Below are 26,506 nucleotides of genomic sequence, written 5' to 3' on the forward strand. Positions count from 1 at the left end.
CGGGTGATCAGCGCCTCCAACTCGTCCATGACCAACTCCGACGAGCAGGCCAACCGCACCAACAGCGTGGCCGCGGCCATCAACGAACTGGGCGCCGCGGCCCAGGAAATTGCCGGCAACGCCGCCCAGGCTTCGCAGCACGCCAGCTCGGCGCGCCTGCTGGCTGAAGAAGGGCAACAGGTGGTGGAGCGCAACATTGCGGCGATGAACCGCCTGTCCGACCTGATCGTCACCTCCAGCGCGCACATCGAGACGCTGAACAGCAAGACCGTCAACATCGGCCAGATCCTCGAGGTGATCACCAGCATTTCCCAGCAGACCAACCTGCTGGCGCTGAACGCGGCCATCGAAGCGGCCCGTGCTGGCGAGGCCGGGCGCGGGTTTGCCGTGGTCGCCGACGAGGTGCGCAACCTGGCCCACCGCACCCAGGAATCGGCGCAGCAGGTGCAGACCATGATCGAAGAGCTGCAAGTCGGCGCCCGCGAGTCGGTCGAGACCATGGACCAGAGCCAACGCCACAGCCAGGACAGCATGCAGATCGCCAACCAGGCCGGCGAACGCCTGGACAGCGTTACCGTGCGCATCGGCGAAATCGACGGGATGAACCAGTCGGTGGCCACCGCCACCGAAGAGCAGACCGCCGTGGTCGAAGCGATCAACATGGACATCAACGAAATCAACATGCTCAACCAGGAGGGCGTGGAGAACCTGCAGGCCACCCTGCGCGCCTGTTCCGACCTGGAGCAACAGGCCAGCCGCCTGAAGCACCTGGTGGGCAGCTTCCGTATCTGACCCAGGACCGCGTCGGCTTCTTCGCGGGCACGCCCGTGAATGAGCCGACACCGCTCCCCGCCTTACCCCGCCCAACCCCGATCGAACAAACTATCCTTCTGATAGGTCAACTTTAAGGCGCGTCATCGCCGGCCCTTTACCGCCGGATGACAGACCCGAAGACGATCCCGGAGGGATGCTGATCGTGCACATCGCCGACATCACCATGTTCTACGCCCCCGCCAGCGGCGGCGTACGTACCTATCTTGATGCCAAACACCACCGCCTCGACGCCATCCACGGCGTGCGCCACAGCCTGCTGATACCCGGCGCCAGCGCGCAACATGCCGATGGCATCTACCAGGTGCCCGCACCGCCGCTGCCATTCGGCAACGGCTACCGCTTCCCGGTACGCCTGGCCCCTTGGTGCAACGTACTGCGCAAGCTCAAGCCTGACCTGATCGAAGTCGGCGACCCCTACCTCACCGCCTGGGCTGCGCTGGAAGCAAGGCGCCAGTTGAATGTGCCGGTGATCGGCTTCTACCATTCCGACCTGCCACTGCTGGTCAGCAACCGCATGGGCAACTGGTTCACGCCCAATGTCGAAGCTTACGTCAGCAAGTTGTATGGCAATTTCGACCGGGTCCTGGCGCCCAGCCAGGTCATGGCCGACAAACTGCGCCGGCTGGGCGTGCGGGACGTGCATGTGCAGCGCCTGGGCGTCGACCTGGGCACCTTCCACCCCAGCCGGCGGGACCCGCAGCTGCGTGCCGAACTGGGCATTGCCGACACCAGCCGGTTGCTGATCTATGCCGGCCGTGGCTCGCGGGAAAAGAACCTGCCGGTACTGCTCGACTGCATGCAGCACCTTGGCCGCCCCTACCACCTGTTGCTGGTGGGCTCGAACATGCCGGCCAACGTGCCGCAGAACGTCAGCGTGATCGACCACTTCTGCCCTGCCCCGGAAGTCGCCAGGCTGATGGCCAGCGCTGATCTGCTGGTGCATGCCGGCGACCAGGAGACCTTCGGCCTGGTCATTCTCGAAGCCATGGCCAGCGCCACCCCGGTGGTGGCCGTGCGCGCCGGTGCATTCGGCGAGATCGTCAACGAACACTGCGGGCGCCTGTGCCGGCCGAACGATGGCCAGGCCATGGCGGACGCCGTGCGCGAGGCGTTTGAGGCCGGCGTACGCAAACTGGGGGCACAGGCCCGCCGCCATGTCGAACAGCATTATTCCTGGGACAATGTGGTTGCCGGCCTGCTGCAGCACTACCAGGCCGTGCTCGGCCACCAGCCGCAGGCTCGCGCCCATGCTTGAGCCATTGCCAGGTGCGCGCAGCCTGATGCTGGTGCTGCACGATGTGGCCCCCGAGACCTGGCCGGACTACCAACCCTTCGTCCAGGCAGTCGACGCCATCGGCGGCGTGCCCATGACCTGGCTGGTGGTACCGGACTTTCACCAGCGCAACCCCCTGCTGCGCTCGCCCGCCTTCTGCCGTCTGCTCGAACGGCGCCTGGCACAAGGCGACGAGTTGGCGCTGCACGGCTATTACCATGCCGATGACGGCCCGCCGCCGCGCACGCCCGGCGAGTACTTCATGCGCCGCATCTATACCCATGAAGGCGAGTTCTACGCGCTCGACCAGCAACAGGCACTGCAACGCCTGCAGCACGGCCTGGCCGTGTTCGGCCAGCAGGGGTGGCCAGTGGCCGGCTTTGTCGCACCCGCCTGGCTGATGAGCGAAGGTACCCGCCAGGCCTTGCGTCAGCTGCCGCTGCGCTACACCAGCACGCCGCAGCACCTGTATCGCTTGCCGGAGTTCACCGCGGTCGAGGCCCCAGGCCTGGTCTGGAGTGCCCGCAGCGCCTGGCGCCGCGGCCTGTCACGGTGGGTCTGCGACTGGCAATGCCGGCGTTGGCGCGAGGCCGAAACCCTGCGCCTGGGCCTGCACCCGGTGGACATGCGCCATCGCAGCTCCCGCGACTACTGGTTGAACACCTTGCGCAACCTCCTGGCCCAGGGCCGCGAACCTCTGACCAAGTCGGCCTGGCTGGACCGCAAGGTCGGCGCATGAACCGCCTGGCATGGCTGGGCCTGGCCCTGCTCGGCGCGGTGCTGGTGCCGGCCTTGCTCGGTGGCAGCGGGCTGCTGCCAAGGCTGCAACGCTTCGATCCGAGCTTGCTGCTGACCCTGTTTGGCATGATCCTGCTGTGCTGGGTGATCAATACCCTTCGCCTGCGCCTGCTGCTCGGCCAGCAAGGTGCAAGGCTCGGGCGCCTGCGCAGCCTGGGTGTGGTGATGGCCACCGAGTTCGCCATCTGCACCACGCCCGGCGGCAGCGGCGGCCCGTTGGCGCTGATGGCCCTGCTGGCCCGCGACCGGATCGGCCCGGCGCGCAGCGGCGCGGTGTTCGCCATGGACCAGTTGAACGACCTGGTGTTCTTCTTCTGCGCCATGCTGGCGATTGCCGGCTACGCCTTGTTCCACAGCCTGGGGCGTAGCCAGCAAGGCATGCTACTGGGCAGCGCGTTGCTCCTGTGCACGGCCCTGGCCGGGGTGCTTGGGCTGTTGCGCTACCGGCGCACGGTGATGCGCCTGAATGGCCGCCTGTTGCACCGCCTGGGCATGAGCCCGCAGCGCAAACGCCGCTGGGCGCGCAAACTGCTGCACTTCATCGATGCCCTGGCGCAAACCTGGCGCCTGCCGAAACGCACGCTGATCCTGGTTTTCACCCTCACCTGCGTGCACTGGGGGCTGCGCTACAGCGTGTTGTACCTGGTGTTGCAGGGGCTGGGGGTGAACCTGGCATGGATACCCAGCTTTCTGGTGCAGATGCTGTCGCTCAGCGCTGGCCAGTTCAGCCTGCTGCCGGGCGGTGCCGGTGCCGCCGAGCTGACCTCGGCGAGCCTGCTGACACCCTTGGTGGGCAGCTCGACCGCGGCGGCGGCGATCGTGATATGGCGGGCGGTTACTTACTACTTCTACCTGTTGGCGGGTGGGCCGGTATTCGTGTTTCTGCTGGCGCGGCCGTTGCTGGAGCGCTGGCGGCGGCGTCAGCTTGGTTGAGCTGCTGCCAGAGTTCGGCGGCGCCGGGGAACTCGGTGCCGTCGGTGTCGGCCAGGGCTTCTGGGTCGTAGCGGGCCAGGCAGCCTTCGCCGAGGGTCGGCGGGGGGGCGGCGGTGGGTTGGTTGCGCTGCTTGGTCATTGATGTTCCCTCCAGGATTGCCGGGGGCGCGTTGCGCCCCATCGCGACACAAGGCCGCTCCTGCAAGAAATCGCGTTCCGCCATTGCGTCGCGCATCTCTTGCAGGAGCGGCCTTGTGTCGCGATGGGCTGCAAAGCAGCCCCAGGGTATCCCGACAACCCAGTTGTCTCAGTCGAATACCACGGTCTTGTTGCCATGCACCAGCACGCGGTCTTCCAGGTGATAGCGCAGGCCACGGGCCAACACCATCTTTTCCACGTCACGGCCAAAGCGAACCATGTCATCGATGCTGTCGGCATGGCTGACGCGCACCACGTCCTGTTCGATGATCGGGCCGGCATCGAGCTCCTCGGTGACGTAGTGGCAGGTCGCGCCGATCAGCTTGACGCCGCGCAGCGCAGCCTGGTGGTAAGGCTTGGCGCCGACGAACGACGGCAGGAAGCTGTGGTGGATGTTGATCACCTTCTCGGCATAGTCCTGGCACAGTTGCGGCGGCAGGATCTGCATGTAGCGAGCCAGCACCACCACATCGGCAGCGTGCTCCTGCACCAGGCGCGACACTTCGGCGAATGCCGGGGCCTTGTCCTTGGGGTCGACCGGTACATGGAAGAACGGAATGCCATGCCACTCGACCATGCTGCGCAGGTCGTTATGGTTGGAGATTACACAGGGGATCTCGCAGTCCAGTTCATCGGTGTGCCAGCGGTGCAGCAGGTCGGCCAGGCAGTGCGATTCGCGGCTGGCCATCAGCACCACGCGCTTTTTCTGCGCCGAGTCGGTAATCCGCCAGGTCATGGAGAATTCTTCGGCAATCGGCGCGAACGCTTCGCGGAAGGCTTCGATACCGAACGGCAGCGATTCGGCGCGAATTTCATGACGCATGAAGAACCAGCCACTCTGCTCATCGGAGTGATGGCTGGCTTCGTTGATCCAGCCATTGTACAAGGCCAGGAAATTACTGACTTTCGCCACGATGCCAACACGGTCGGGGCAGGCGATCACCAGACGATAGGTGCGCATGAATGAGACTCCAGAACTTCGCAAAGGCGCCCATTCTAGCGGCCCGCCAGCAAAAACGCAGTATTGATCGCAGCCGCCCGGGATTGTGAGGCTTACCCTGCGCGCTGTGCAGAGCATCTGACAGACAGGACAAATGCAGGGGTTAAATGTAAATTTTTGTTCACCTAGAGAAATGTTGTCACAGCTTAATTAACAGTTAACCGCCCAATAATATATTTACTTGAGCGGATCGCCTGTCTATTATTGGCCCACACATTTCTGAACACGCATTAAGGAACACTCCATGTCCCTGATCAACGAATACCGCGCCACCGAAGAAGCCATCAAGGAACTTCAAGCTCGCCTGGCCAATCTGTCGCAGGATGACAAGCTGAAGAAAGAACTGGAGTTCGAAGGCAAACTGCGCAACCTGATGGGCGAATACTCCAAGTCGCTGCGCGACGTGATTGCCCTGCTCGACCCCGATTCGAAACTGAGCAAAGCGCCTCGCGGTGCCGTCAAGACTACCGCCACCAAGCGTGCGCGCAAGGTCAAGCAATACAAGAACCCACACAACAATGAAGTGATTGAAACCAAAGGCGGCAACCACAAGACCCTGAAAGAGTGGAAAGCCAAATGGGGTGGCGATGTGGTTGAAAGCTGGGCGACCCTGCTGGACTGATTGTCCATCTACGCCTGTTGCTTATCGCAGCAACAACGCCGGCACCCTGCCGGCGTTTTTGTTTGCCTGCGTTTTCCCTGGCACTCAGCCAATGGCAAACCTGGCCTGCAACTGCCGGGCGTGCTCATGCCAGGCCTCCAGCACACGCCGCCCCGCCTCGTCAGCGCCCGCCCAGGCCTGCTGGCGCGCCTGCTCGAAGTCGCCCAGGGTATTCGGCGCGCCCCATTTCGGGTCGCTCAGGCGCTGCTGGCAGAAGCTGAACCAGCGTTGCCGCTCTTCACTGCTCAAGGTGTCGGGGAAGTTGCGCGCCCGGTAGCGGAACAACAATTCCGGCAGGCGCGGGTCGTCGAACATCCACTGGCCACGGCCCAACTGCGCCGGCTCCAGCGCGCGAACTTGCTCGCATAAGCGGCGGTCACGGTCGCCAAGAAAACCGTCATACAACTGTTGTTCCGGGTCGTCGTTCGCGGCGAAGTCTTCCTCGCCGTAGATGTGTTGCAGTTTGTCTTGCCATTGCAACTGTTGCTGGGCCAGTTGTTCGCCGCGCAATTGCAGCGCGGTCAAGTCCAGGCCTAGCCGTTGTTGATCGGCCGGGCGCAGTACGGAAAGTGGCGCGAGTACCGGGCAGCGGTTGATCTGCACCAGTTTCAACGGCACGGGTAGTTCACCCTCGGCCAGTTGTTCATGGCGGGTATACAAGCGCTGGCGTAGAACTTCAGCACTTTCCCGTATTAAAGGTAGGGTTTCCTGATGCAAGTCGCAGACAACCAGCGCATTGCGATTACGCGGGTGCCACGCCAGTGGCAAAACGACACCCAGGTAGTTGCGGGCCGCTGAAAAGCGCCCGGATATATGTACCAGCGGTTGCAGCAAACGGACCTGTTCCATGACTTTATGCTTGCTGCGCAACTGGAACAGCCATTCATACAACTTCGGCTGTTTCTGGCGTATCAGACGGGCCAGGGCGATGGTGGCCCGCACGTCGGAAAGTGCTTCGTGGGCATGCCCATGGTCGATGCCATTGGCCTTGCTCAGCAGTTCCAGGCGCAGGCTGACACGCCCGTCCTGCTGCGGCCATTCGATCCCGTCAGGGCGCAATGCGTACGCCGTGCGCACGATGTCGATGAGGTCCCAGCGGCTGTTGCCGCCCTGCCATTCACGGCCATAGGGGTCGAAGAAGTTGCGGTACAGGCTGTAGCGGGTCACTTCGTCGTCGAAGCGCAGGGTGTTGTAGCCAGCACCACAGGTGCCTGGCTGGGCCAGTTGCTCATGCACCCGGGTCATGAATTCGGCTTCGCATAGCCCTTGTTCAGCCAGCTGCTGCGGGGTGATGCCGGTTACCAGGCAGGCAGCCGGGTGCGGCAGGATGTCGTCGGAGGGCCGGCAATAAAGGCTGATCGGCTCGTCGATTTCATTGAGGTCGAAGTCGGTGCGCACGCCGGCCACCTGCAACGGCCGGTCGCAGCGCGGGTTGATGCCGGTGGTTTCGTAGTCGTGCCAGAAAATGCTGGAGGTCACGGGGTCGTCCTGTATCGAGGTCGACCGATTCTAACGCAGCCTCAGACCGAAGCGTCGGCGGGAAGAAAACTGAAATAGTCGCGCAACGAAGCGACGAATTCATCGTACTCGCGGGGCGTTTGCAGCAGCATGAAACCGGAATCGTAATGGCCGGGTGTCTGGTCTTCGCGGCACCACAGGCAACTGGCAGTCAGGTTGACGAACTGATGCCCGCCGCCGACCAACGGCAAGCGCAATTGCAATTCGTAGTCGGGCCCTACCAGCACCGGCAGTTGGCTGATCAGCATCAGCCCGTCTTCGGAGGCGTTACCCAACTGGCCGATGAGCTGGCCGGTAAAGCGGTTGAACACCTTGAGAACACAGGGTAGCTGGTGTCGTTCTATGTAGCGCTTGTTGAACATGATCGCAGTGCAGTCCGTACCCAGGGGCCAGGAATACGATGAACTGGCGGTTGTTGTAACAGCTGATTTACAGATTAGCGCAGCGCACGCAGCAAATCCCGTGAAATAAATCACACCTTGGTGTTAACGCCAAGGTGCGCTCTGCACCGGGCTGGCTACAGCCGCTTCGCCGCGCAGGTGGCCGAGTTTTTCCAGGGTCTGCAGGCGCGCCTGGGCGCGATAGGCATACTCGTTGCCCGGATACTGCTGGATCAGGTACTGGTAGGTCTGCGCAGCGTCCACGTACAGCGCCTGGCGCTCCAGGCACTGGCCACGCAGCAGCGACACCTCGGGGTGGATGAACGGCCGCGCACGGCTGGTGCGGTCGACTTGCGACAACTCGAGCATGACCCGCTGGCAGTCGCCACGGTCATAGGCGCGGTAGGCGTTGTTCAGGTGATGGTCCATCGACCAGCGGGTGCAGCCGACGGCGCTGGCAGCCAGGGCAAAAACGATCAGGGCGCGCATGGGGATCTCCTTTGATGGCCAGTATATCGGCCGCGGCCGGGTTTTCTTCAGCGCCAGCAAAATCAGCACGCATTGGGCCCATGCCTCAACTTGTAACCTGTTGCTGTCAGCTTGCAGCTGCCCTACCCAGGAAGTCGCAGGTAGTGCAACGGAACAATGACTACAGCGAGATTCAGGAGTAGCCTTTCGCTGCGCTTCACTATAGGAGTCTGTGCATGACCATCCGCCGTACCAAAATCGTCGCCACCCTTGGCCCCGCCAGCAATTCGCCGGAAGTGATCGAACAGCTGATCCTCGCCGGCCTGGACGTGGCACGCCTGAACTTCTCCCACGGCACCCCGGACGAGCACAAGGCCCGCGCCCGCCTGATCCGTGACATCGCCGCCAAGAACGGCCGCCATGTCGCGCTGCTGGGTGACCTGCAGGGTCCGAAGATCCGCATCGCCAAGTTCGCCAACAAGCGCATCGAATTGAAGATCGGTGACAAGTTCACCTTCTCCACCGCCCACCCGCTGACCGAAGGCAACCAGGACATCGTCGGTATCGACTACCCCGACCTGGTCAAGGACTGCGGCGTCGGCGACGAACTGCTGCTCGACGATGGCCGCGTGGTCATGCGCGTCGAAACGGCCACCGCAGACGCCCTGCACTGCGTGGTGATCATCGGCGGCCCGCTGTCGGACCACAAGGGTATCAACCGTAAAGGTGGCGGCCTGACCGCACCGGCCCTGACCGAAAAAGACAAGGCCGACATCAAGCTGGCCGCGGAAATGGACCTGGACTACCTGGCCGTGTCGTTCCCGCGTGATGCCAGCGACATGGAATATGCGCGCAAGCTGCGTGACGAGGCCGGCGGCAGCGCCTGGCTGGTAGCCAAGATCGAACGCGCCGAAGCCGTTGCCGACGACGACACCCTCGACAAGCTGATCGCCGCCTCCGACGCCGTGATGGTCGCCCGTGGTGACCTGGGCGTGGAAATCGGCGACGCCGAGCTGATCGCCATCCAGAAAAAGATCATCCAGCACGCCCGCCGCAACAACAAGGCGGTGATCGTGGCGACCCAGATGATGGAGTCGATGATCCAGAACCCGATGCCGACCCGTGCCGAAGTGTCCGACGTGGCCAACGCCGTGCTGGACAACACCGACGCGGTCATGCTGTCGGCAGAAAGTGCCGCCGGTGCCTACCCGATCGAAGCCGTCCAGGCCATGGCCCGCATCTGCCTGGGTGCCGAAAAGCACCCGACCAGCCAGAAGTCCAGCCACCGCCTGCACACCACCTTCGAGCGCTGCGACGAAAGCATCGCCCTGGCGGCCATGTACACCGCCAACCACTTCCCGGGCGTGAAGGCGATCATCGCCCTGACCGAGAGTGGCTACACCCCGCTGATCATGTCGCGCCTGCGTTCGCACGTGCCGATCTTCGCCCTGTCGCCGCACCGCGCCACCCAGGCTCGCGCCTCGATGTTCCGCGGCGTGTACCCGATCGCCTTCGACCCGGCTTCGCTGCCGGCCGACAAGGTGAGCCAGGCGGCGGTCGACGAACTGCTCAAGCGTGGCCTGGTGGAACAAGGTGACTGGGTGATCCTGACCAAGGGTGACAGCTACCACACCATCGGTGGCACCAACGGCATGAAGATCCTGCACGTGGGTGACCCGCTGGTCGGTTGATCCGCTGCAAGGGGCCGCTTTGCGGCCCTTTCGCGGGCACGCCCGCTCGCACAGGATGCGCGCCAAGCTTGAGGCTAGCGCTGTACCTGTGGGAGCGGGCGTGCCCGCAAAAGGGCCGGCACAATCCACAAAAATGCCTCAGGCATGCTCGACGAACACATCGGCAAACACCTGCCCCCGCGGCACCCCGGCAATGAACAGCCGCCGGGCAAACCGCTCGACGCTCCCCGGCGCCCCGCACAGCAGCGCCAGCGTCTGCCGCGATGACGGCCGCAAGCCGGCCAGAACATCCTCCAGCTGCTCCGCCAGCACCAGCTCGACCTCAACCCCTGGCAACTTCAGCAGCGGCTCCGCCAAATAGTGCCCTGACCGCTCCCGCGCCACATGCAGCAGCCGGATCTCGCCCCGATGCCCCTGCCGCAACGCTTCGCGCAGGATGCCCCACAACGGCGCCAGCCCGGTGCCCGCCGCCAGCAACCACAGCGGCCGGTCCTGCCAGTCCGGGTCGTAGTGCAAGGCGCCGCCCCGGAATGCCCCCAGGCGCAACACATCACCCAGCCGCAAGCCGCGCGCCTGGTCACAAAAGGCGCCAGGGCGCCGGCAGTCGATATGGAACTCGAGGAAATCGTCCTCACCCGGCAGGCTGGCCAGCGAATAGGGCCGCGCGACCGCAGCATGCCATAGCACTACATGCTGCCCGGCCTGGTAACGCAACGCCCGCTCGGGCCGCAAGCGCAAGCGCAACACATCGCCGTACCAATCCAGCGCACAGACCTCGGCCGCTACGCCATCCTGCTGCGGGTCGAACAGCGCCACACGCAGGTCCTCGACCACCTGGCACTGGCACGCCAGGCGCCAACCCTGGGCATGCTTGTCCGGCGCCAGGGCCTCGGGCCGGGCATCCAGCGGTTGCCCGGCCAGGCAATGCACCAGGCAGGCATGGCAGCTGCCCGCGCGGCAACTGTAGGGCACATCGAGCCCAGCCTCGTTCAGGGCATCGAGCAGGTTGCTGCCGGTCGGCACCGCCCAGCGGCGCTCGCCCACGCAAAGTTCAGGCATGGTCGGTCTTTCTCCATCGGTCATCAGGCCACTGTATGCCAAGCGGGCAATGGCAGCAAAAAGGATGCCTGGGCCCTGCCGACCATGGTCCAGACCACACGCAGGTGTTTCACACCGAGAGGCACGCTATACTGCCGCGCCTTTTTGCGTCGGCCATGCCGCCGGCGCGCCTTTGCAAGGCGTTTCGACATGCTGGTCGGCACCGTCGAGCGTCTCTATGAATGTTCCCGTCTTTAAGAGGAGCGCGCTGCATGACCGTGATCAAGCAAGACGACCTGATTCAGAGCGTCGCCGACGCCCTGCAATTCATTTCGTACTACCACCCCGTCGATTTCATCCAGGCCATGCACGAGGCCTATCTGCGTGAAGAATCGCCTGCCGCGCGCGATTCCATCGCCCAGATCCTGATCAACTCGCGCATGTGCGCCACCGGCCACCGCCCGATCTGCCAGGACACCGGTATCGTCACCGTGTTCATCCGCGTGGGCATGGACGTGCGCTGGGACGGCGCCACCATGAGCGTCGACGACATGATCAACGAAGGTGTGCGCCGCGCCTACAACCTGCCTGAAAACGTGCTGCGCGCGTCGATCCTGGCCGACCCGGCCGGTGCCCGCAAGAACACCAAGGACAACACTCCGGCAGTGATCCACTACTCCATCGTCCCCGGCGACAAGGTCGAGGTCGATGTCGCAGCCAAGGGCGGCGGCTCGGAGAACAAGTCGAAGATGGCCATGCTCAACCCGTCCGACTCGATCGTCGACTGGGTGCTCAAGACCGTGCCGACCATGGGTGCTGGCTGGTGCCCGCCGGGCATGCTCGGCATCGGCATCGGCGGTACCGCCGAGAAGGCTGCGGTGATGGCCAAGGAAGTGTTGATGGAGTCCATCGACATCCACGAGCTGAAAGCCCGTGGCCCGCAGAACCGTCTGGAAGAAATCCGCCTGGAGCTGTTCGACAAGGTCAACCAGCTGGGCATCGGCGCCCAGGGCCTGGGTGGCCTGACCACCGTGCTCGACGTCAAGATCATGGATTACCCGACCCACGCCGCTTCGCTGCCGGTGTGCATGATCCCCAACTGCGCCGCCACCCGCCACGCCCACTTCGTGCTCGATGGTTCCGGCCCGGCCGAGCTGGAAGCGCCGTCGCTGGACGCCTACCCGGAAATCGTCTGGGAAGCCGGCCCGAGCGCCCGTCGCGTCAACCTCGACGCCATCACCCCGGAAGAAGTCGCCAGCTGGAAACCGGGCGAGACCATCCTGCTCAACGGCAAGATGCTCACCGGCCGCGATGCCGCGCACAAGCGCATGGTGGAGATGCTCAACCGTGGCGAAGAGCTGCCGGTAGACCTGAAAGGCCGCTTCATCTACTACGTCGGCCCGGTCGACCCGGTAGGTGACGAAGTGGTAGGCCCAGCCGGCCCGACCACCGCGACCCGCATGGACAAGTTCACCCGCCAGATCCTCGAGCAGACTGGCCTGCTGGGCATGATCGGCAAGTCCGAGCGCGGCCCTGCCGCCATCGAAGCGATCAAGGACAACAAGGCCGTATACCTGATGGCTGTTGGCGGCGCCGCCTACCTGGTGGCCCAGGCCATCCGCAAGTCGAAGGTCCTGGCCTTCGCCGAGCTGGGCATGGAAGCGATCTACGAGTTCGAGGTCAAGGACATGCCGGTGACCGTCGCCGTGGACAGCAACGGTGAGTCGGTACACATCACTGGCCCTGCCCTGTGGCAGAGCAAGATTGCCGAGAGCCTGGCAGTCGAAGTGAAGTAAGCCTGATGTAACTGCGGCGGCTTCTTCGCGGGCTTGCCCGCTCCCACAGGTAACGCGTAGCCCTCAGGCTTGCGCTGTACCTGTGGGAGCGGGCAAGCCCGCGAAGAGGCCGCCACTGTTTTCACAGGATTTTGTCAAACTGCTCCGGCCAGTCCCTGCGGGTAAACACCTGCCCTTCCCGCCTCACCCGCCGCACTTCCTCCAGGTCCACCTCGCACAGCAGCCACTGGCTATGCACCGGGCTCAGTTGCTCACTCAACGCCATCACGCCGTCCCCCGGCATGCCATGATCCGGTGGCACGAACAAGCCTGCCCGCCCGATATTCTCGTCCAGCGCCGGTGACCAGGCGGCCAGCCCGACCGTGGGGCTCTGCAATACCGCAATCTGGTTCTCCAGTGCCCGCGCCTGCGCGCCAATGCGCACCCGGTGGTAGCCCGCCTCGGTGTCGGTACAGCTCGGCGCCAGGATCAGGTCGGCGCCTTGCTCGGCCAGGTGCCGGGCCAGCATCGGGAATTCATTGTCGTAGCAGATCAGGATCCCCAGGCGCCCCAGTTCGGTGTCGAACACCTGCAGCCCCTGGCCCGCGGCGATGCCCCACTGCTCGCGTTCGAAACGGGTCATCAGCAATTTGTCCTGGAAGCCCAGCACGCCGTCGGGGCCGAATAGCCAGGCTCGGTTGCGGTACTGCCCGTCGCCGTCCTGCACCGGCAGGCTGCCGGGCTGCAGATAGATCCCCCAGCGCCGGGCAATGCCCTCGCACAGCGCCAGCCACGGCTCGACCAGCGGCTGGATACCGGCAATCGAGGCCTTCAGGTCGCCACGCTGCTCGGCCGGCAACTGCCCGCTGAGCACCAGCCCGGCGTACTCCGGCAACAGCAGCAGGCGCGCCCCCGCCGCCGCAGCCTCGGCGCACAGGCCTTGCAGGTGCGCGGCGTAGGCCTCCCAGGTTTCATGCAGCTCGATCGCATACTGGCAGGCCGCCAGGCGGATCATATCGGCAGTTCCTTGAGCCAGAACGACATCAGTTTGTCGGAGCTTTCCGCTTCGTCCAGGTCACGCCAGGCGTAGCGGGTGCGCAGCGATGGGTCGTGCAGGAAGCCACGATTACGCCAGAAGCCATGCAGGGGTTTGTAGTCTGCAGGCCGCCGCGGGTGCACGCCGGGCCGCTCCACCGCGCAGAACGCGCAGTAATCGAACTCGGCCAGTTTGTGCGCATAGGACTCGCGCTCGATGAAAAAGCGCACGCCCAGGCCCCTGCCACGGTACTCCGGCAGCACCACCGATTCACCGAAGTAGTAGACGCTGGCCGGGTCGCGCCCCTGGGCCAGGAATGGCTGCTGGAATTCGGCGCCGACATCCACCAGCGGCAGGCCGGTGGAGGCGCCGACCACCTTGCCGTCGTCCAGCGCCAGCACCACCAGGCTGCGCCCGGAGCGGGCATAGGTGGCCAGGTAGTCGGCCTCGTACTCCGGGGTGCCGTCGTAAAGGTAGGGAAACTCGCGAAACACGGTCAGGCGCAGGCGAGCGAGGTCATCGATGTAAGGCGCGATAGCGGCGCCGTGCAACAGGCGTATTTCCATGCTTGGCGGTCGTTTTGTCGATGTGGATGACGCGCTCGGCTAAGCCGGGCTTGAGGGGAAACCCTATCATCCGAAGCCACGACCCGCCTTTTCCCTCTACGACAGGTATTGTTCCATGACCGCTACCGAACTGGTAAATGCGTACTACGCGGCTTTCAACGCCGGCGACATGCCAGCCTTCCTCGCCCTGCTCAGCGAGGACGTGATCCACGACATCAACCAGGGTGAGCGGCAGATGGGCAAGGCACGGTTTGCCGCGTTCATGGACAAGATGAACCGCTGCTACCGCGAACGCCTGGCCGACATCGTGGTAATGCAGAACGCAGATGGCAGCCGGGCGGCGGCGGAGTTCACCGTGCATGGCGAATACCTGGCCGATGACGAAGGCCTGCCGCCGGCCAACGGGCAGACCTACGTGCTGCCGGCGGGGGCGTTCTTCTATATCCACTGCGGCAAGATTGCCCGGGTGACCAACTACTACAACCTCAATGACTGGGTTGAGCAGGTCGGTTGAGTGGCACGAGGCCAACAGCAACGACCCTGAAAACGGTGTGCGTGTGTGTGTAGGAGCGGCCTTGCGTCGCGATGGGCTGCGCAGCAGCCCCAGATGCTCAGCCGTGATGCAGGATTACCAAGGGCTGCTACGCACCCATCGCGACACAAGGCCGCTCCTACCAGAGCACTGCCTGGCAGGTGCCAGGAAGCCGGGCCCGGTCAGGCGATGCGGGTACCGAGCACCTTGAGGAATGCCGCCAGCCACGCCGGGTGCGCCGGCCAGGCGGGTGCGGTCACCAGGTTGCGGTCGACATGCGCCTGGTCCACGGCAATATCGATGAATGTGCCGCCGGCCAGCCGCACCTCCGGCGCACACGCCGGATAAGCGCTGCATTCACGCCCTTCCAGCACGCCGGCAGCCGCCAGCAGCTGGGCCCCGTGGCACACCGCCGCAATCGGTTTGCCGGCCTGGTCGAATGCCCGTACCAGTTCCAGCACCCGCTCATCCAGGCGCAGGTACTCCGGCGCGCGCCCACCGGGAATCAGCAGCGCGTCATAACCCTCGGCGCGCACCCGCACGAAATCGTAGTTCAGGGCAAAGTTGTGCCCGGGCTTTTCGCTGTAGGTCTGGTCACCCTCGAAATCATGAATGGCCGTGCGCACGGTCTGCCCCGCGACCTTTTCCGGGCAAACTGCATGCACCGTATGCCCCACCATGCTCAAGGCCTGGAATGGCACCATGACCTCGTAATCTTCAACGAAGTCGCCGACCAACATGAGAATCTTCTTCGCCGTCATCGCACCCACTCCTTCGATTGCCTAGAGACAGTCACTGCACGATAGCCGGTATCAGTCGCGACGGTCGAGCAAGTTGACCACCAGGCGGTCCAGCCAGCCCCACAGCCGTTGCTTCACCCGGCGCCATAGCGGTCGGGCATGCCAGTGGCCCAGGTCGACCACCTCGCTCAAGGCGAAGTCACGCTCGAAGCTGGCTTGCACGGCAGCCGTCAATGGCGGGTCGAGGGCCTCGATATTGGCCTCGAGGTTGAAGCGCAGGTTCCAGTGGTCGAAGTTGCACGAACCGATACTGACCCAATCGTCGATCAGCACCATTTTCAGGTGCAGGAAACATGGCTGGTATTCGTAGATGCGCACCCCGGCGCGCAGCAGCCGGGGATAATAGCGGTGCCCTGCATAACGCACCGAAGGGTGGTCGGTACGCGGGCCGGTCAGCAGCAAGCGCACATCGACGCCCTTGCCGGCAGCCCGGCGTAGCGAGCGGCGCACGCTCCAGGTCGGCAGGAAGTAGGGCGTGGCCAGCCACACCCGGCGCTTGCCGCTGTTGATCGCACGTACCAGCGAATGCAGGATGTCCTGGTGCTGGCGGGCGTCGGCATAGGCCACCCGCCCCATGCCCTGCCCCTGCGCCGGTACCTTGGGCAGGCGCGGCAGGCCAAAGCCCTCGGCAGGGCGCCAGGCGGTGCGGCGATTGTTGGCGTGCCACTGGCGGTCGAACAGCAACTGCCAGTCGTTCACCACCGGGCCCTGCATCTGCACCATCACCTCGTGCCATTCACTGGTCGCCTCGCCCGGCGTCCAGAATTCATCGGTGACACCGGTGCCGCCCACCACTGCCCAGCGCTGGTCCACTAGCAGCAGCTTGCGGTGGTCGCGGTACAGGTTGCGCAGGCCGCGCTTCCAGCGCAGGCGGTTGTACCAGCGCAGGTACACGCCGGCATCCAGCAGGCGCTGGCGCAATGTACTGGTGAAGGCCAACGAGCCATAGTCGTCGAACAGGCAGCGTACCCGCACACCGCGAAGCGCCGCCCGCTCAAGCGCTTCGACCACCGCATCGGCGCAGTCGCCGGCCTCGACCAGGTACAGTTCCAGATCGATCTGGAACTCGGCGCGCATGATTGCCAGGAGCATGCGCGGAAAGAACTCGGGGCCGTCGATCAGCAGTTCGAAGTGGTTGCCATCCCGCCAGGGGAAGACTGGCCCGGCCATGTCAGCGGGCAGTGAAGATCAGCACCGCACTCACCGGTACCGACGGGTTGATGGACTTGAGCCCAGCGAACTTGCGCAGGCGTTGCAGGCCTGGCAGCAGGCCGAAATCCTCGGCGCGCAGGACCAGCGGCTCGAGGGTCACCACCTGGAAGCGTCGCTCGTCCAGGCGGGTCGCCAGCAGCAGGGCGTTATAGCTGTGGGACTGGCCGTGCAAGGTCACGGTCAATGGCAGGCGCAGCTCGACCTGGGCACCATTGGCCAGGTCGTTTATCGGCCGCAGGTCCAGTTGGGCCTGCACCTTGGCTTCGGCGAAACGCTCGACCTCGAACAGGTCCTCACGCATGCGTTCGTCACGTTGGGGAATGCCGCTGCTTACCGAATCCATCTCGATGCTGAGCCCAGCCGCGCCCTTGCGGTCGACGGTGCCATGCAGCACCAGAAAACGGTGCACTTCGGCGGTGTCACCGTTCTTGCCGGTTATGAACGACAGGCGCGACGACTCGCCATCGAGGTGCCAGTTGGCGTGGGCAGGTAGGCACAAAGCCAGCAGCAAGGCGGGTAGCAGACGGGGCAGCTTGAACATGACGGATCTCGTGAAACCAGGCCGCCAACCTTACCCGCCCGCCTTCACGGCAGCAAGCGGCAGCCCTCGCGCGGGCCTTGCCAGGCGGCCTGGTGGCGCTGCCCCAGGCCTTCGGCGGTCACCAGCCGCTGCTGGCTGTCTTCCTCCAGCAGGCTCAGCGCCAGCCACTGTTTCACATAGCCTTGGCAGTACCCCGGCTCGAACCCCATGACGAAGCGGCACGAGCAATACTCCTTGGCCGAGTACGCCGCAAGGATGTCGGGGAAGTCTGCCAGGGCCTGGCGCTCGTGCCAGGCCCAGTACGACAGGCCCAGCAATACCAGCAGCACTACCCGCTTCATGCGCCCTCCCCGGCCAGCACCGCCAGCACCCGCCTGAGCAGTTCATCGTGCCGGTAGCTGCCGTCGCGGTCGTCGGCATAGCGCACGATCACCAGCTTTTGCCTGGGCAGCACGTACAGCGCCTGGCCCCAGTGACCAAGGGCGGCATAAGTGTCTGCGGGCGCATGCGGCCAGGGCCGTGCCGCCCCGGCCAACGGCTGGTTGAGCCACCAGTGGCCGCCGGGGTTGGCCTCGCCGGCTACGGTGTCGGCATGGGCAAACGGCGTGCGGTTGAACACCACCCAGGCCTCTGGCAGCAGTTGCCGCCCTTGCCAGCGCCCGTCGCGCTGCAGCAACAGGCCGATGCGTGCCAGGTCGCGCGCCGTGAGGTACAGGTAGGAAGAGCCGACATAGGTGCCGGCCCGGTCACGTTCCCATACTGCGCTGGTGATGCCCAACGGGGTGAACAGCGCGTGCCAGGGGTAATCCGGGTACTGGTCGGCGCCGAGCATGCCGCGCAGCGCGGCGGCCAGCAGGTTGCTGTCGCCACTGGAATAGAGAAAGCGCCGGCCTGGTTCGGCTGCCGTGCCCCGTGCCGCCGTGTACGCCGCCATGTCCCCGTGGCCGCGGGTATAGAGCATGGCCACCACCGAAGATTTCAGCGGGGCGTATTCGTAGTCTTCCTGCCAGTCCAGGCCGCTGGCCCAGTGCAGCAGGTCGACCATGCGCACGCCAGGGTGGCTGCGCATGGGTGGATAAAACCGGCTGACCGGGTCTTGCAGCTGGAAGCGCCCCTGGCCCTGGGCCACGCCCAGTACCGTGGCCAGCACGCTTTTGCTGATCGACCAGGTGAGGTGGGCAGTGGTTGCGCGGGTGGGTGCCGTGTAGCGCTCGTGAAGTATACGGCCGTCGCGGATGATCAGCAGGGCGTCGGTGCGAATGCCAGCGCGTTCCGCGGTGGTGCGGGCAGGGAAGGCATAGGCGTCGACAGCCTGCCAGTCGAGGCTGGCGTCATCGATCGGCCAGTCGGGTTGGGGCCAGTCCTCGGCCCAGGCACACCCCGTAACCAGCGCCAGAATGACGAACAATGCCTTCATCGGGATTGCCTTTTTGCGGGGGCGACTGTGCGGCCCCAGGATTCATGCAATCACACAAGCCTAACCGGCATTCATGACAATCCCGCAGCCGCCCACGCCTTGTTCAAGCGCTTCTCCCGCGCTGCCGCCGCCAACGCCATCACGCCCTGGTCGCGCCGCCAGCTCTCTGCCCAATGCGCCGGCCCGGCTGCCAACGCCGCATCGATTTGCCCCCGTAGCGCCTGGAACTGGGCAAACAACCCACCCAGCAACAAATGGCAACCGACGGTATCGGCACACTGCCGGCTGCCCTCGGCACACCCGGCCAGCAGCCCGAGCAGCTGCAAGCGCAGGGCCTGCGGCCAGGCACACGCCTGGCCCACGCCATACAGCCAGGCCGTCAGCGCCGTGAGCACATACAAGTCCTCCAGCGAACGGAACGGTTTTACATAGGCATCCCAGCCATCCCCCGCCAGCAGCTCGCACGCCGCGTGTTCCAGCAGCAGCCGCCCATGGCCCACCTCTGGCATCAACGGCAGGGTCGGCAACGCTTCCAGCGTGACCCCTGGTTCGCCGGGGTAGACCACCGCCAGCTTCAACTGCGCTGGCGCGCCCGTCGCCTCGCTGCGCGCCGCCACCAGCAGCCACTCCGCCTCCAGGCCGGCAGTGACGAAATCCTTGCTGCCGGTCAAGCGCAAGCTGTCCAGGCGCGTTCGCATGTCCGCCGGCCGCACGCTGCGCCGCTCGCTGGCGCACAGGGCACCAAGGCTGGCTGGTGCACTGGGCCACAGCACGCGCAACGCGGCCTGGTAGCCGACCAGGAACGCCAGCCCCGGCGTGGCCATCGCCCGCCCGCCGAGTACCGCCAGTTCGAACGGGGCAACCGGGCCAAGGCGCTCGAGCAGCGCGGTGTAGGTTTCGCCAAGGGTACCCGCCGGCGCTTGGCGAAGCGGGTCGTTGAGTCGTTGCAACCAGGCCATGGGGCGGCTCCTTGCTGGGGGCTTTCAAGTAACGCCGTGGGATGTCACGCAAGCATCACCAAAGTTTCACAGGGGTGACACCGCGTCTACCTAGGCTGACTTTGCACAACAAAGCCGACCGGCCGCAACCTTTCATGGCTGGCTCATGGAGACTCGTAATGACTCGGATCGCTCACGCTGGCGACAACAGCACCGAACGCCGTCTGCAAGCCGAACGCCTGGTTGGCGCCGCGGCCCTGCAAGAGGCCCAGGCCCTGCGCTACAAGGTGTTCAGCGCCGAATTCCAGGCCCGCCTCAAAGGTGCCGAGTACGGCCTGGACATGGATGACTACGACGTGCACTGCCGGCACATTGGTGTACGTGACCTGAGTACCGGCGAATTGGTTGCCACCACCCGCCTGCTCGACCACCAGGCCGCCAGCAGCCTGGGCCGCTTCTACAGCGAAGAAGAATTCAGCCTGCATGGCCTGTTGCAATTGCAGGGGCCGATCCTGGAGCTGGGGCGCACCTGCGTGGCGCCCGATTACCGCAATGGCGGCACCATCGCGGTACTCTGGAGCGAACTGGCGGAAATCCTCAATGAAGGCCGCTACAGCTACCTGATGGGCTGCGCCAGCATCCCCATGCAGGATGGCGGAATACAGGCCCATGCGGTGATGCAACGCCTGCGCGACCGCTACCTGTGCACCGAGCACCTGCGCGCCGAACCGAAAAACCCGCTGCCCAAGCTGGCCTTGCCGAACAACGTCATTGCCGAAATGCCGCCCCTGCTCAAGGCCTACATGCGCCTGGGCGCGAAGATTTGCGGCGAGCCGTGCTGGGACGAAGACTTCCAGGTGGCCGACGTGTTCATCCTGCTCAAGCGCGACGAGCTGTGCCCGCGCTATGCCCGCCACTTCAAGGCAGCGGTCTGATGCCGAAGCTGCGGGTAATGGCCCGCCTGACACGACTGCTGCTGGTACTGCTGCTGGGCATGCTGCTGGCCAGTGCGATCACCCTGGGCGAACGCCTGGGCTTCAAGCCATCGATAGCGCGCCGCCAGCGCTGGACCTGCCTGTTCATGAAACGCCTGGTCGCGGCGCTGCCGTTCGACGTGCGCGTGATCGGCGAGCTACCGCAACGGCCAATGCTGTGGGTCAGCAACCACGTGTCCTGGACCGACATCCCCTTGCTCGGCATGCTGCTGCCGCTGTCGTTCCTGTCCAAGGCCGAAGTGCGCCACTGGCCGGTGGCCGGCTGGCTGGCGGAAAAGGCCGGCACGCTGTTCATCCGCCGGGGTGGCGGTGACAGCCAGCGCCTGCGCGAACAGATCGCCGGGCAACTGGGCCTGGCCCGCCCGCTGCTGATCTTCCCCGAAGGCACTACCACCAGCGGGCGTACCCTGCGCACCTTCCATGGCCGCCTGCTGGCGGGCGCCATCGACCGCGGGGTGGCAGTACAACCGGTGGCCATCCAGTACTTGCGCAACGGCCAGATCGACCCGCTTGCGCCCTTCATCGGTGAGGATGACCTGCTTTCGCACCTGCTGCGCCTGTTCGCCCAGCCGCGGGCTGAGGTGAGCATCCAGCTGTTGCAGCCGATCGGCAGCGTCGGCAAGGAACGCGCGGTGCTGGCGTTGCAGGCGCAGCAGGCGATCCAGCTGGCGTTGTTCGGCGCTGCAGAAGTCGAACTGGTGACTCGGCGGCAGGCGCGGGCTGCCTGAGTTTGTGCCTGGCCGGCCTCTTCGCCTGCTTGCCCGCGAAGAGGCCAGCCCAGGCCTAGCTGTCTGACATCCGCCCCACGGCCGCGAATGCCTGCAACTGTGGATAGAACTCGCGAAAATCCGCCATCAGCGGCTCATACAGCCGCTCCAGCTCATCCATCACCCCGACCATCCCCTGTGGCCGCGACAGCCTTCGGGCAATGCCGTTGAACACCTGTTCCAGCGTGGCGAAATCACCGTATGCGCCCAGCCAGTCATCGGCCGCCATGAACGGCGCGATCCGCGCCAGGCGCCCGGGAAGCTCAGGCTCCGCCAGCAGCACCCGATAGAATTCCCCAGTGAACTGCTCCAGCGGCTGCTCGGCATAATCCTGCCAATGCCGTGCCAGGCAATGATCGAAGAACACATCCACAACGATGCCGGCAAAGCGCCGCCGCTCGCGCGGAAAGCGTGCCAGTGCGGCCAGTACCAACGGATGCTGGTCGGTATAGCTGTCGATACGCCGATGCAGCCGGATGGCCGCCTCCAGCGTTGGCGGAAAGCGCCCTTCCAGCGAGCCTTTGACGAAGTCGCCATACAGGCTGCCAAGCAGTTGTTGCGGCGCCGGGCCGCCCAGGTGAAGGTGTGCGAGGTAGTTCATGGCCGCAGTCTAGCACCGTCCGCCGCTATATCGTTATAACGCGATATAGCGATTCGCGCTCAGCTCAGAACCTCTTGGTATTTGTATATCGGCATTTCACGATTTACATTTCGCCCTATCGCGATATACCGCTACCACGAGCCTCCACCCATGCCTCTCGATCTCGACGAAATCATAAAAGCGCTGGCCCACCCGGTCAGGCGAGAAATCCTCGGTTGGCTGAAAGACCCGGCAACGCAGTTCCCGGACCAGTACCACAGCACCGAGAACGGTGTCTGCGCCGGGCAGATCGACCAACGCTGCGGCCTGTCGCAGTCAACCGTCTCCGCCCACCTGGCCACGCTGCAACGCGCCGGGTTGGTCAGTAGCCAGAAGATCGGTCAGTGGCACTTCTTCAAACGCAACGAAACCACCATCCAGGCGTTTCTCGAACAATTGCGCCAAGCACTCTGAACAGGCAGGTAACCGTCATGACCACGCTTTTCGATCCGATCACCCTGGGCGACCTGCAGTTGCCCAACCGCATCATCATGGCCCCACTCACCCGCTGCCGTGCCGATGAAGGCCGCGTGCCCAATGCACTGATGGCCGAATACTACGTACAGCGCGCCAGTGCCGGGCTGATCCTCAGCGAGGCGACCTCGGTCAGCCCCATGGGCGTCGGCTACCCGGATACCCCTGGCATCTGGAACGACGAGCAGGTACGTGGCTGGAACAATGTGACCAAGGCCGTGCATGCTGCGGGCGGGCGCATCTTCCTGCAACTGTGGCACGTTGGCCGCATTTCCCACCCCAGCTACCTGAATGGCGAACTGCCGGTTGCCCCCAGCGCAATCCAGCCCAAGGGCCATGTGAGCCTGGTACGCCCGCTGAGTGACTACCCCACCCCACGCGCGCTGGAAACCGAAGAAATCGCCGATATCGTCGAGGCCTACCGCAGCGGCGCCGAGAATGCCAAGGCCGCCGGCTTCGATGGTGTGGAGATCCATGGCGCCAACGGTTACCTGCTCGACCAGTTCCTGCAAAGCAGCACCAACCAGCGCACCGACCGTTACGGCGGCTCGCTGGAAAACCGTGCGCGCCTGCTGCTGGAGGTAACCGATGCGGCCATCGAGGTGTGGGGGGCGAGCCGTGTTGGCGTGCACCTGGCGCCACGTGCCGATGCCCATGACATGGGCGATGCCGACCGCGCCGAAACCTTTACCTATGTGGCCCGGGAGCTCGGCAAGCGGGGCATTGCCTTCATCTGCTCACGGGAACGGGAAGCCGATGACAGCATCGGCCCGTTGATCAAGCTAGCGTTCGGCGGCCCGTACATCGTCAACGAGCGGTTCGACAAGGCCAGTGCCAATGCGGCCCTGGCCAGTGGCAAGGCGGATGCGGTGGCGTTTGGCGTACCGTTCATCGCCAACCCCGACCTGCCGGCGCGGCTGGCGGCAGATGCACCGCTGAACGAGGCACGGCCGGAGACCTTCTATGGCAAGGGGCCGGTGGGGTATATCGACTATCCACGGTTGTAACCGGGAGCGCCGGGACCACTTTGCAACGCAAGGCCGCGCCACAGGGGAACGCGATTTCCTGTAGGAGCGGCCTTGTGTCGCGAAAGGAGGGCAAAGCCCTCCCGCGCCAGGTCACGGCCGGGCGTTGATCTGTTGCTGCAGGTTCTGCACCTGGCTCTGCAAGGTATTCAGGTTGCGGGTCGTCTGCGCCCGGAAGGCATCGAACTCCTGCACCGACGCCCCAGCGGAGGCCGCCGCAGCCGGGCGATTGTCGATCTGGCTCTTGAGCACCAGGATGTCCTGCTCCAGGTCCTGGATAGCCGCACTCGGGTTACCTTGCTTCTTCAGCGCCGCCACCTCGCTGCTCAGGCTCTTGAGCTGGCCATCAAGCTTGCCGCCGTCGGCCTGCGCGGCCTTCAGCGCCGCAACCTGTTCGTTCAGGCCCTTGAGCTGGGCATCCAGCTTGCCACCATCGACCTGGCCCGAACGCAATGCGGCCAGCTCGCCGTTCACCTGCTTCAATTGCGCCTGCAGCTGGCCTTGCAACTCGGTCACCGCCTTTTGCTGTTCACGGGTATCCGCCAATACCTGCTCCAGGCGCTTGCCCAGGTCACCGGTCTGCCCGGCCATGCCCTGCTGCAACTGGCGCAACTGCAGCTTCAGCGCCTCGCTATTGGTCATGGCTCCCGACTCGCTGGCCGCCACCTTGCCGCTGATGGCCTGCAGGCGCCCGGCCGCTTCTTCGCTGATGCGGGCAAAGCTCTCCTGGGTCGCCACCAGCTGCTGCTCCATCAGGGAAATCTGCTGGAAGCTCCACCAGCCGAGGCCCGCCAAGGCGATGAACGAGGCCCCGAGCAATGCCCACAGCGGCGCCGTACTGGCTCCGCGGGCAGCTTTCTGACGGCTGCGCACCACGTGCGCCGGCATCAGTTCGTCATCGTCATGGGTGCCGGCGCGCAAGCTAGGCACGTCATCGTAGTCATCGTGAGCATGGTTACGCATGGATACATTCAACCGCGGTAGTCGCAAGAGGCACGAGTATAAACCGCCAGCGCAGCGCGTTGATCATCGTCATCGGCCCAGCGGCTTCATCGCCCTGGCGGCTGGTGCTGCCACCAGGCACAGAATTCGTCCAGCGCCGTCCACAGGCTGACCTTGGGCTGGTAGTCCAGGTACTGCCGGGCGCGGCTGATATCCAGGGTGAAATCGCGGCTCATCACCTGCATCCCCAGGCGCGACAGGGTCGGTTGCGGGCGCCCCGGCCAGAGCAGGCAGGCCGCCTCGTTCAGCGCGGCCAGGCTGTAGGCCAGGCCGTAGGACCGGTAGCGAGTGACCTGTGGCAGTTGCATCTTGCGCATCACATAGTTGACCACGTCCCACAGCGGCAATGGCTGGCCGTTGCTGATGTTGTAGGCCTGGCCCAGCGCCCGGTGGTCAGCGAACAGGGCGCTGAGCAGCGCCTCGTTGAGGTTGTGCACGCTGGTGAAGTCCACTTTGTTCAGGCCGTTGCCGATGATCGCCATGCGGCCCTTGCGCTGCATCTGCAGCAACCGCGGGAAGATACTGGCGTCGCCAGCCCCGGTGACGAAACGAGGACGCAATGCCAACACCTCGAGGCCGAACTCCTGGGCGCCGAACACTTTCTGCTCGGCCAGGTACTTGGTCTGCCCGTAATGGTCGTGGAAGCGACGCGGCACCTGGTCTTCACGGATATCCAGGCACGAGCGGCCGGTGAAATAGATGGATGGCGACGACAAGTGCACCAGGCGTCGCACGTGTTCCTTCAAGCAGCCCTCGACGACGTTCTCGGTGACCACCACGTTGCCTTGATAGAAGTCCTGGTAGCGCCCCCAGCTACCCACCGCGCCGGCACAGTGCACCACGGCCTCGACGCCCTGGCACAGGCGGCGGGCCAACTCGGCATCGCCGAGGTCGCCGGGAATGAACTGGGCGCCGCGCTTGACCAGGTGCTCGACCCCCTGTGCGCGGCGGCCGCTGACCCGCACGTCCAGGCCCTGCTCAAGGGCAAAGCGCGCAAAGCGCCCGCCAATGAAGCCGCTCGCGCCGGTGACCAGAATTCGCATGTAACACTCCGTCTTGCCAGATTTCAGATGCAACTGACGCCAGCCGTGGCTACAAGGGCACCAGCCAGTGCCTTGCGCAATGCCGCAGGTGTTCGGTCAGTTGCGTCAGCAGTTGCCCGCCGTTGCGCCAATGATGCCAGTACAACGGCACATCGATGGGCGTATCGCGGCAGATTTCCACCAACCGGCCGCTGGCCAGCTGCTCACGGGCTTGCAGTTCGGGTACCAGGCCCCAACCCAGGCCGGCTTCGGTCATGCGCAGGAAGCCTTCCGAGGACGGGCACAGGTGGTGCAGGAAACCGTCCTCGATACCCAGCGAGGCCAGGTAGCGATGCTGTAGGAAGTCGTCCGGGCCGTAGACGATCGCCGGGGTACGGGGCAGGCGGCTGGCAGCAAAACCCTGCGGGAAATGCTGCGCCATGAACCCGGGGCTGGCCAGCGCCCGGTAACGCATGGCCCCCAGCGGCAGGCTACGCGCGCCGGCCACCGGCCGCTCGCTACTGCACAGGCAGGCCGCCACCTCACCAGCGCGCATGCGTTTGAGGCCGACTTCCTGGTCCTCCACGACGAGGTCGGTGAGCAGCTTGTGCTGCGCACAAAAGTTGCCCACCGCTGCGGCCCACCAGGTGGCCAGGCTGTCGGCGTTGAGGGCGATGCGCAGGCGCTCCGGCATGCCCTCCTCGTCCAGCGCCGGCACCTGGCGTTGCAGGTCGCGCTCGAGCAGGCGCACCTGTTGTACATGGTTGAGCAACTGGCGGCCGACCTCGGTCGGGCTCGGCGGCGTGGCCCGCACCAGCACCGGTTGCCCGACCCGTGCCTCGAGCAGCTTGATGCGCTGCGATATGGCCGACTGCGACAAGCCCAGCACCTGCGCTGCGCGCTCGAAACCACCCTGTTCGATCACCGCCGCGAGGGCGGCCAGCAGTTTGTAGTCGAACATCGATTTTCCTA

General features: G+C 64.8%; 29 protein-coding genes. 12 read left to right on the forward strand and 17 right to left on the reverse strand.

The window, feature by feature from the left end; genetic code table 11:
* Nucleotides 1-27 precede the first annotated feature (27 nt).
* From HG549_RS26385 to HG549_RS20700, 4 genes are all read left to right on the forward strand, one after another.
* Nucleotides 28-792: a methyl-accepting chemotaxis protein gene (locus HG549_RS26385; RefSeq protein WP_372241584.1), complete on the forward strand. Its 765-nt coding sequence runs from the start codon at nt 28-30 to the stop codon at nt 790-792.
* A 175-nt stretch (nt 793-967) separates the two neighbouring features.
* Complete coding sequence (locus HG549_RS20690) at nt 968-2,089, forward strand: glycosyltransferase family 1 protein (RefSeq protein WP_170032256.1); 1,122 nt, start codon at nt 968-970, stop codon at nt 2,087-2,089.
* Entirely contained in the window at nt 2,082-2,846 is a 765-nt protein-coding gene (locus HG549_RS20695; RefSeq protein WP_170032260.1) for a DUF2334 domain-containing protein, read from the forward strand. Before HG549_RS20690 ends, HG549_RS20695 begins: the two co-directional genes overlap by 8 nt.
* Nucleotides 2,843-3,838 (forward strand): lysylphosphatidylglycerol synthase transmembrane domain-containing protein, encoded by a 996-nt coding sequence (locus tag HG549_RS20700; protein WP_170032263.1) that lies wholly within the window; start codon nt 2,843-2,845, stop codon nt 3,836-3,838. Before HG549_RS20695 ends, HG549_RS20700 begins: the two co-directional genes overlap by 4 nt.
* A 307-nt stretch (nt 3,839-4,145) precedes the next feature.
* Here the strand turns inward: HG549_RS20700 and purU are convergent, their stop codons facing one another.
* Nucleotides 4,146-4,997 carry a formyltetrahydrofolate deformylase gene (gene purU, locus HG549_RS20705; RefSeq protein ID WP_023662871.1) on the reverse strand — a complete coding sequence of 284 codons (852 nt, stop codon included), beginning with the start codon at nt 4,995-4,997 and terminating at the stop codon, nt 4,146-4,148.
* Between the two features lie 283 nt (nt 4,998-5,280).
* Here purU and mvaT point away from each other — a divergent pair, with 283 nt between their 5' ends.
* A complete protein-coding gene (mvaT, locus tag HG549_RS20710) occupies nt 5,281-5,658 on the forward strand; it encodes a histone-like nucleoid-structuring protein MvaT (RefSeq protein ID WP_170032265.1) in 378 nt (125 codons plus the stop codon).
* 84 nt (nt 5,659-5,742) lie between these two features.
* Here the strand turns inward: mvaT and sbcB are convergent, their stop codons facing one another.
* The 3 genes from sbcB to HG549_RS20725 all read right to left on the reverse strand — a co-directional run bounded on the left by sbcB (nt 5,743) and on the right by HG549_RS20725 (nt 8,084).
* On the reverse strand, nt 5,743-7,176 hold the full coding sequence (gene sbcB / locus HG549_RS20715) for an exodeoxyribonuclease I (protein ID WP_170032268.1): 1,434 nt from the start codon (nt 7,174-7,176) through the stop codon (nt 5,743-5,745).
* A 41-nt stretch (nt 7,177-7,217) separates the two neighbouring features.
* Complete coding sequence (locus tag HG549_RS20720; protein ID WP_170032271.1) at nt 7,218-7,577, reverse strand: PilZ domain-containing protein; 360 nt, start codon at nt 7,575-7,577, stop codon at nt 7,218-7,220.
* Between the two features lie 123 nt (nt 7,578-7,700).
* The gene (locus HG549_RS20725; RefSeq protein ID WP_170032275.1) at nt 7,701-8,084 is read right to left on the reverse strand and encodes a tol-pal system YbgF family protein; all 384 of its coding nucleotides are present in this window, start codon (nt 8,082-8,084) and stop codon (nt 7,701-7,703) included.
* Between the two features lie 215 nt (nt 8,085-8,299).
* Here HG549_RS20725 and pyk point away from each other — a divergent pair, with 215 nt between their 5' ends.
* The gene (gene pyk / locus HG549_RS20730; RefSeq protein ID WP_170032278.1) at nt 8,300-9,754 is read left to right on the forward strand and encodes a pyruvate kinase; all 1,455 of its coding nucleotides are present in this window, start codon (nt 8,300-8,302) and stop codon (nt 9,752-9,754) included.
* Nucleotides 9,755-9,892: 138 nt separating this feature from the next.
* On the opposite strand, the gene HG549_RS20735 is transcribed toward pyk, so the two are convergent.
* Nucleotides 9,893-10,813: an iron-sulfur-binding ferredoxin reductase gene (locus tag HG549_RS20735; RefSeq protein ID WP_170032281.1), complete on the reverse strand. Its 921-nt coding sequence runs from the start codon at nt 10,811-10,813 to the stop codon at nt 9,893-9,895.
* 251 nt (nt 10,814-11,064) lie between these two features.
* Between HG549_RS20735 and HG549_RS20740 the strand changes: the two genes are divergently transcribed.
* Nucleotides 11,065-12,588 carry a fumarate hydratase gene (locus HG549_RS20740; protein WP_170032283.1) on the forward strand — a complete coding sequence of 508 codons (1,524 nt, stop codon included), beginning with the start codon at nt 11,065-11,067 and terminating at the stop codon, nt 12,586-12,588.
* Nucleotides 12,589-12,709: 121 nt separating this feature from the next.
* On the opposite strand, the gene HG549_RS20745 is transcribed toward HG549_RS20740, so the two are convergent.
* Together HG549_RS20745 and HG549_RS20750 are read right to left on the reverse strand one after the other, a co-directional pair.
* Nucleotides 12,710-13,582, reverse strand: coding sequence for a carbon-nitrogen hydrolase family protein (locus HG549_RS20745; RefSeq protein ID WP_170032286.1), 873 nt, complete (start codon nt 13,580-13,582; stop codon nt 12,710-12,712).
* A complete protein-coding gene (locus HG549_RS20750; RefSeq protein ID WP_170032288.1) occupies nt 13,579-14,169 on the reverse strand; it encodes a GNAT family N-acetyltransferase in 591 nt (196 codons plus the stop codon). The genes HG549_RS20745 and HG549_RS20750 overlap by 4 nt, the downstream gene beginning before the upstream one ends.
* Nucleotides 14,170-14,284: 115 nt before the next feature.
* On the opposite strand from HG549_RS20750, the gene HG549_RS20755 reads away from it, so the two are divergent.
* Complete coding sequence (locus HG549_RS20755; protein ID WP_170032290.1) at nt 14,285-14,683, forward strand: nuclear transport factor 2 family protein; 399 nt, start codon at nt 14,285-14,287, stop codon at nt 14,681-14,683.
* Between the two features lie 200 nt (nt 14,684-14,883).
* Here HG549_RS20755 and HG549_RS20760 read toward each other — a convergent pair whose 3' ends face one another.
* The 6 genes from HG549_RS20760 to HG549_RS20785 form a co-directional block, all read right to left on the reverse strand.
* Nucleotides 14,884-15,462 carry a DJ-1/PfpI family protein gene (locus HG549_RS20760; RefSeq protein WP_170032292.1) on the reverse strand — a complete coding sequence of 193 codons (579 nt, stop codon included), beginning with the start codon at nt 15,460-15,462 and terminating at the stop codon, nt 14,884-14,886.
* A 51-nt stretch (nt 15,463-15,513) separates the two neighbouring features.
* The gene (locus HG549_RS20765) at nt 15,514-16,671 is read right to left on the reverse strand and encodes a phosphatidylserine/phosphatidylglycerophosphate/cardiolipin synthase family protein (RefSeq protein ID WP_170032294.1); all 1,158 of its coding nucleotides are present in this window, start codon (nt 16,669-16,671) and stop codon (nt 15,514-15,516) included.
* Between the two features lies 1 nt (nt 16,672).
* The gene (locus HG549_RS20770; protein ID WP_170032296.1) at nt 16,673-17,254 is read right to left on the reverse strand and encodes a YceI family protein; all 582 of its coding nucleotides are present in this window, start codon (nt 17,252-17,254) and stop codon (nt 16,673-16,675) included.
* A 44-nt stretch (nt 17,255-17,298) separates the two neighbouring features.
* On the reverse strand, nt 17,299-17,595 hold the full coding sequence (locus HG549_RS20775) for an amidase (protein WP_170032298.1): 297 nt from the start codon (nt 17,593-17,595) through the stop codon (nt 17,299-17,301).
* The gene (locus tag HG549_RS20780) at nt 17,592-18,671 is read right to left on the reverse strand and encodes a serine hydrolase (protein ID WP_170032300.1); all 1,080 of its coding nucleotides are present in this window, start codon (nt 18,669-18,671) and stop codon (nt 17,592-17,594) included. Before HG549_RS20780 ends, HG549_RS20775 begins: the two co-directional genes overlap by 4 nt.
* A gap of 71 nt (nt 18,672-18,742) precedes the next feature.
* The gene (locus HG549_RS20785; protein ID WP_170032303.1) at nt 18,743-19,630 is read right to left on the reverse strand and encodes an acyl-CoA dehydrogenase; all 888 of its coding nucleotides are present in this window, start codon (nt 19,628-19,630) and stop codon (nt 18,743-18,745) included.
* A 158-nt stretch (nt 19,631-19,788) separates the two neighbouring features.
* Between HG549_RS20785 and olsB the strand changes: the two genes are divergently transcribed.
* Nucleotides 19,789-20,544, forward strand: a complete 756-nt coding sequence (gene olsB / locus HG549_RS20790) for an L-ornithine N(alpha)-acyltransferase (RefSeq protein WP_170032306.1) — start codon at nt 19,789-19,791, stop codon at nt 20,542-20,544.
* Nucleotides 20,544-21,332, forward strand: a complete 789-nt coding sequence (locus tag HG549_RS20795; RefSeq protein WP_170032309.1) for a lysophospholipid acyltransferase family protein — start codon at nt 20,544-20,546, stop codon at nt 21,330-21,332. The genes olsB and HG549_RS20795 overlap by 1 nt, the downstream gene beginning before the upstream one ends.
* Before the next feature lie 55 nt (nt 21,333-21,387).
* On the opposite strand, the gene HG549_RS20800 is transcribed toward HG549_RS20795, so the two are convergent.
* Nucleotides 21,388-21,972 (reverse strand): ACP phosphodiesterase, encoded by a 585-nt coding sequence (locus tag HG549_RS20800; RefSeq protein WP_170032312.1) that lies wholly within the window; start codon nt 21,970-21,972, stop codon nt 21,388-21,390.
* A 150-nt stretch (nt 21,973-22,122) separates the two neighbouring features.
* Here HG549_RS20800 and HG549_RS20805 point away from each other — a divergent pair, with 150 nt between their 5' ends.
* Together HG549_RS20805 and HG549_RS20810 are read left to right on the forward strand one after the other, a co-directional pair.
* Nucleotides 22,123-22,425: a helix-turn-helix transcriptional regulator gene (locus HG549_RS20805; RefSeq protein ID WP_170032314.1), complete on the forward strand. Its 303-nt coding sequence runs from the start codon at nt 22,123-22,125 to the stop codon at nt 22,423-22,425.
* 17 nt (nt 22,426-22,442) lie between these two features.
* A complete protein-coding gene (locus HG549_RS20810) occupies nt 22,443-23,492 on the forward strand; it encodes an alkene reductase (RefSeq protein WP_170032317.1) in 1,050 nt (349 codons plus the stop codon).
* Nucleotides 23,493-23,603: 111 nt separating this feature from the next.
* On the opposite strand, the gene HG549_RS20815 is transcribed toward HG549_RS20810, so the two are convergent.
* The 3 genes from HG549_RS20815 to HG549_RS20825 all read right to left on the reverse strand — a co-directional run bounded on the left by HG549_RS20815 (nt 23,604) and on the right by HG549_RS20825 (nt 26,495).
* Nucleotides 23,604-24,473, reverse strand: coding sequence for an ATPase (locus HG549_RS20815; RefSeq protein WP_170032320.1), 870 nt, complete (start codon nt 24,471-24,473; stop codon nt 23,604-23,606).
* 86 nt (nt 24,474-24,559) lie between these two features.
* The gene (locus tag HG549_RS20820; RefSeq protein ID WP_170032323.1) at nt 24,560-25,555 is read right to left on the reverse strand and encodes an NAD(P)-dependent oxidoreductase; all 996 of its coding nucleotides are present in this window, start codon (nt 25,553-25,555) and stop codon (nt 24,560-24,562) included.
* Nucleotides 25,556-25,604: 49 nt separating this feature from the next.
* On the reverse strand, nt 25,605-26,495 hold the full coding sequence (locus HG549_RS20825; protein WP_170032326.1) for a LysR family transcriptional regulator ArgP: 891 nt from the start codon (nt 26,493-26,495) through the stop codon (nt 25,605-25,607).
* Nucleotides 26,496-26,506: the final 11 nt, after the last annotated feature.

Origin of the sequence: Pseudomonas sp. SK, from assembly GCF_012975065.1 — a bacterium.
GTDB lineage: Bacteria > Pseudomonadota > Gammaproteobacteria > Pseudomonadales > Pseudomonadaceae > Aquipseudomonas > Aquipseudomonas anuradhapurensis.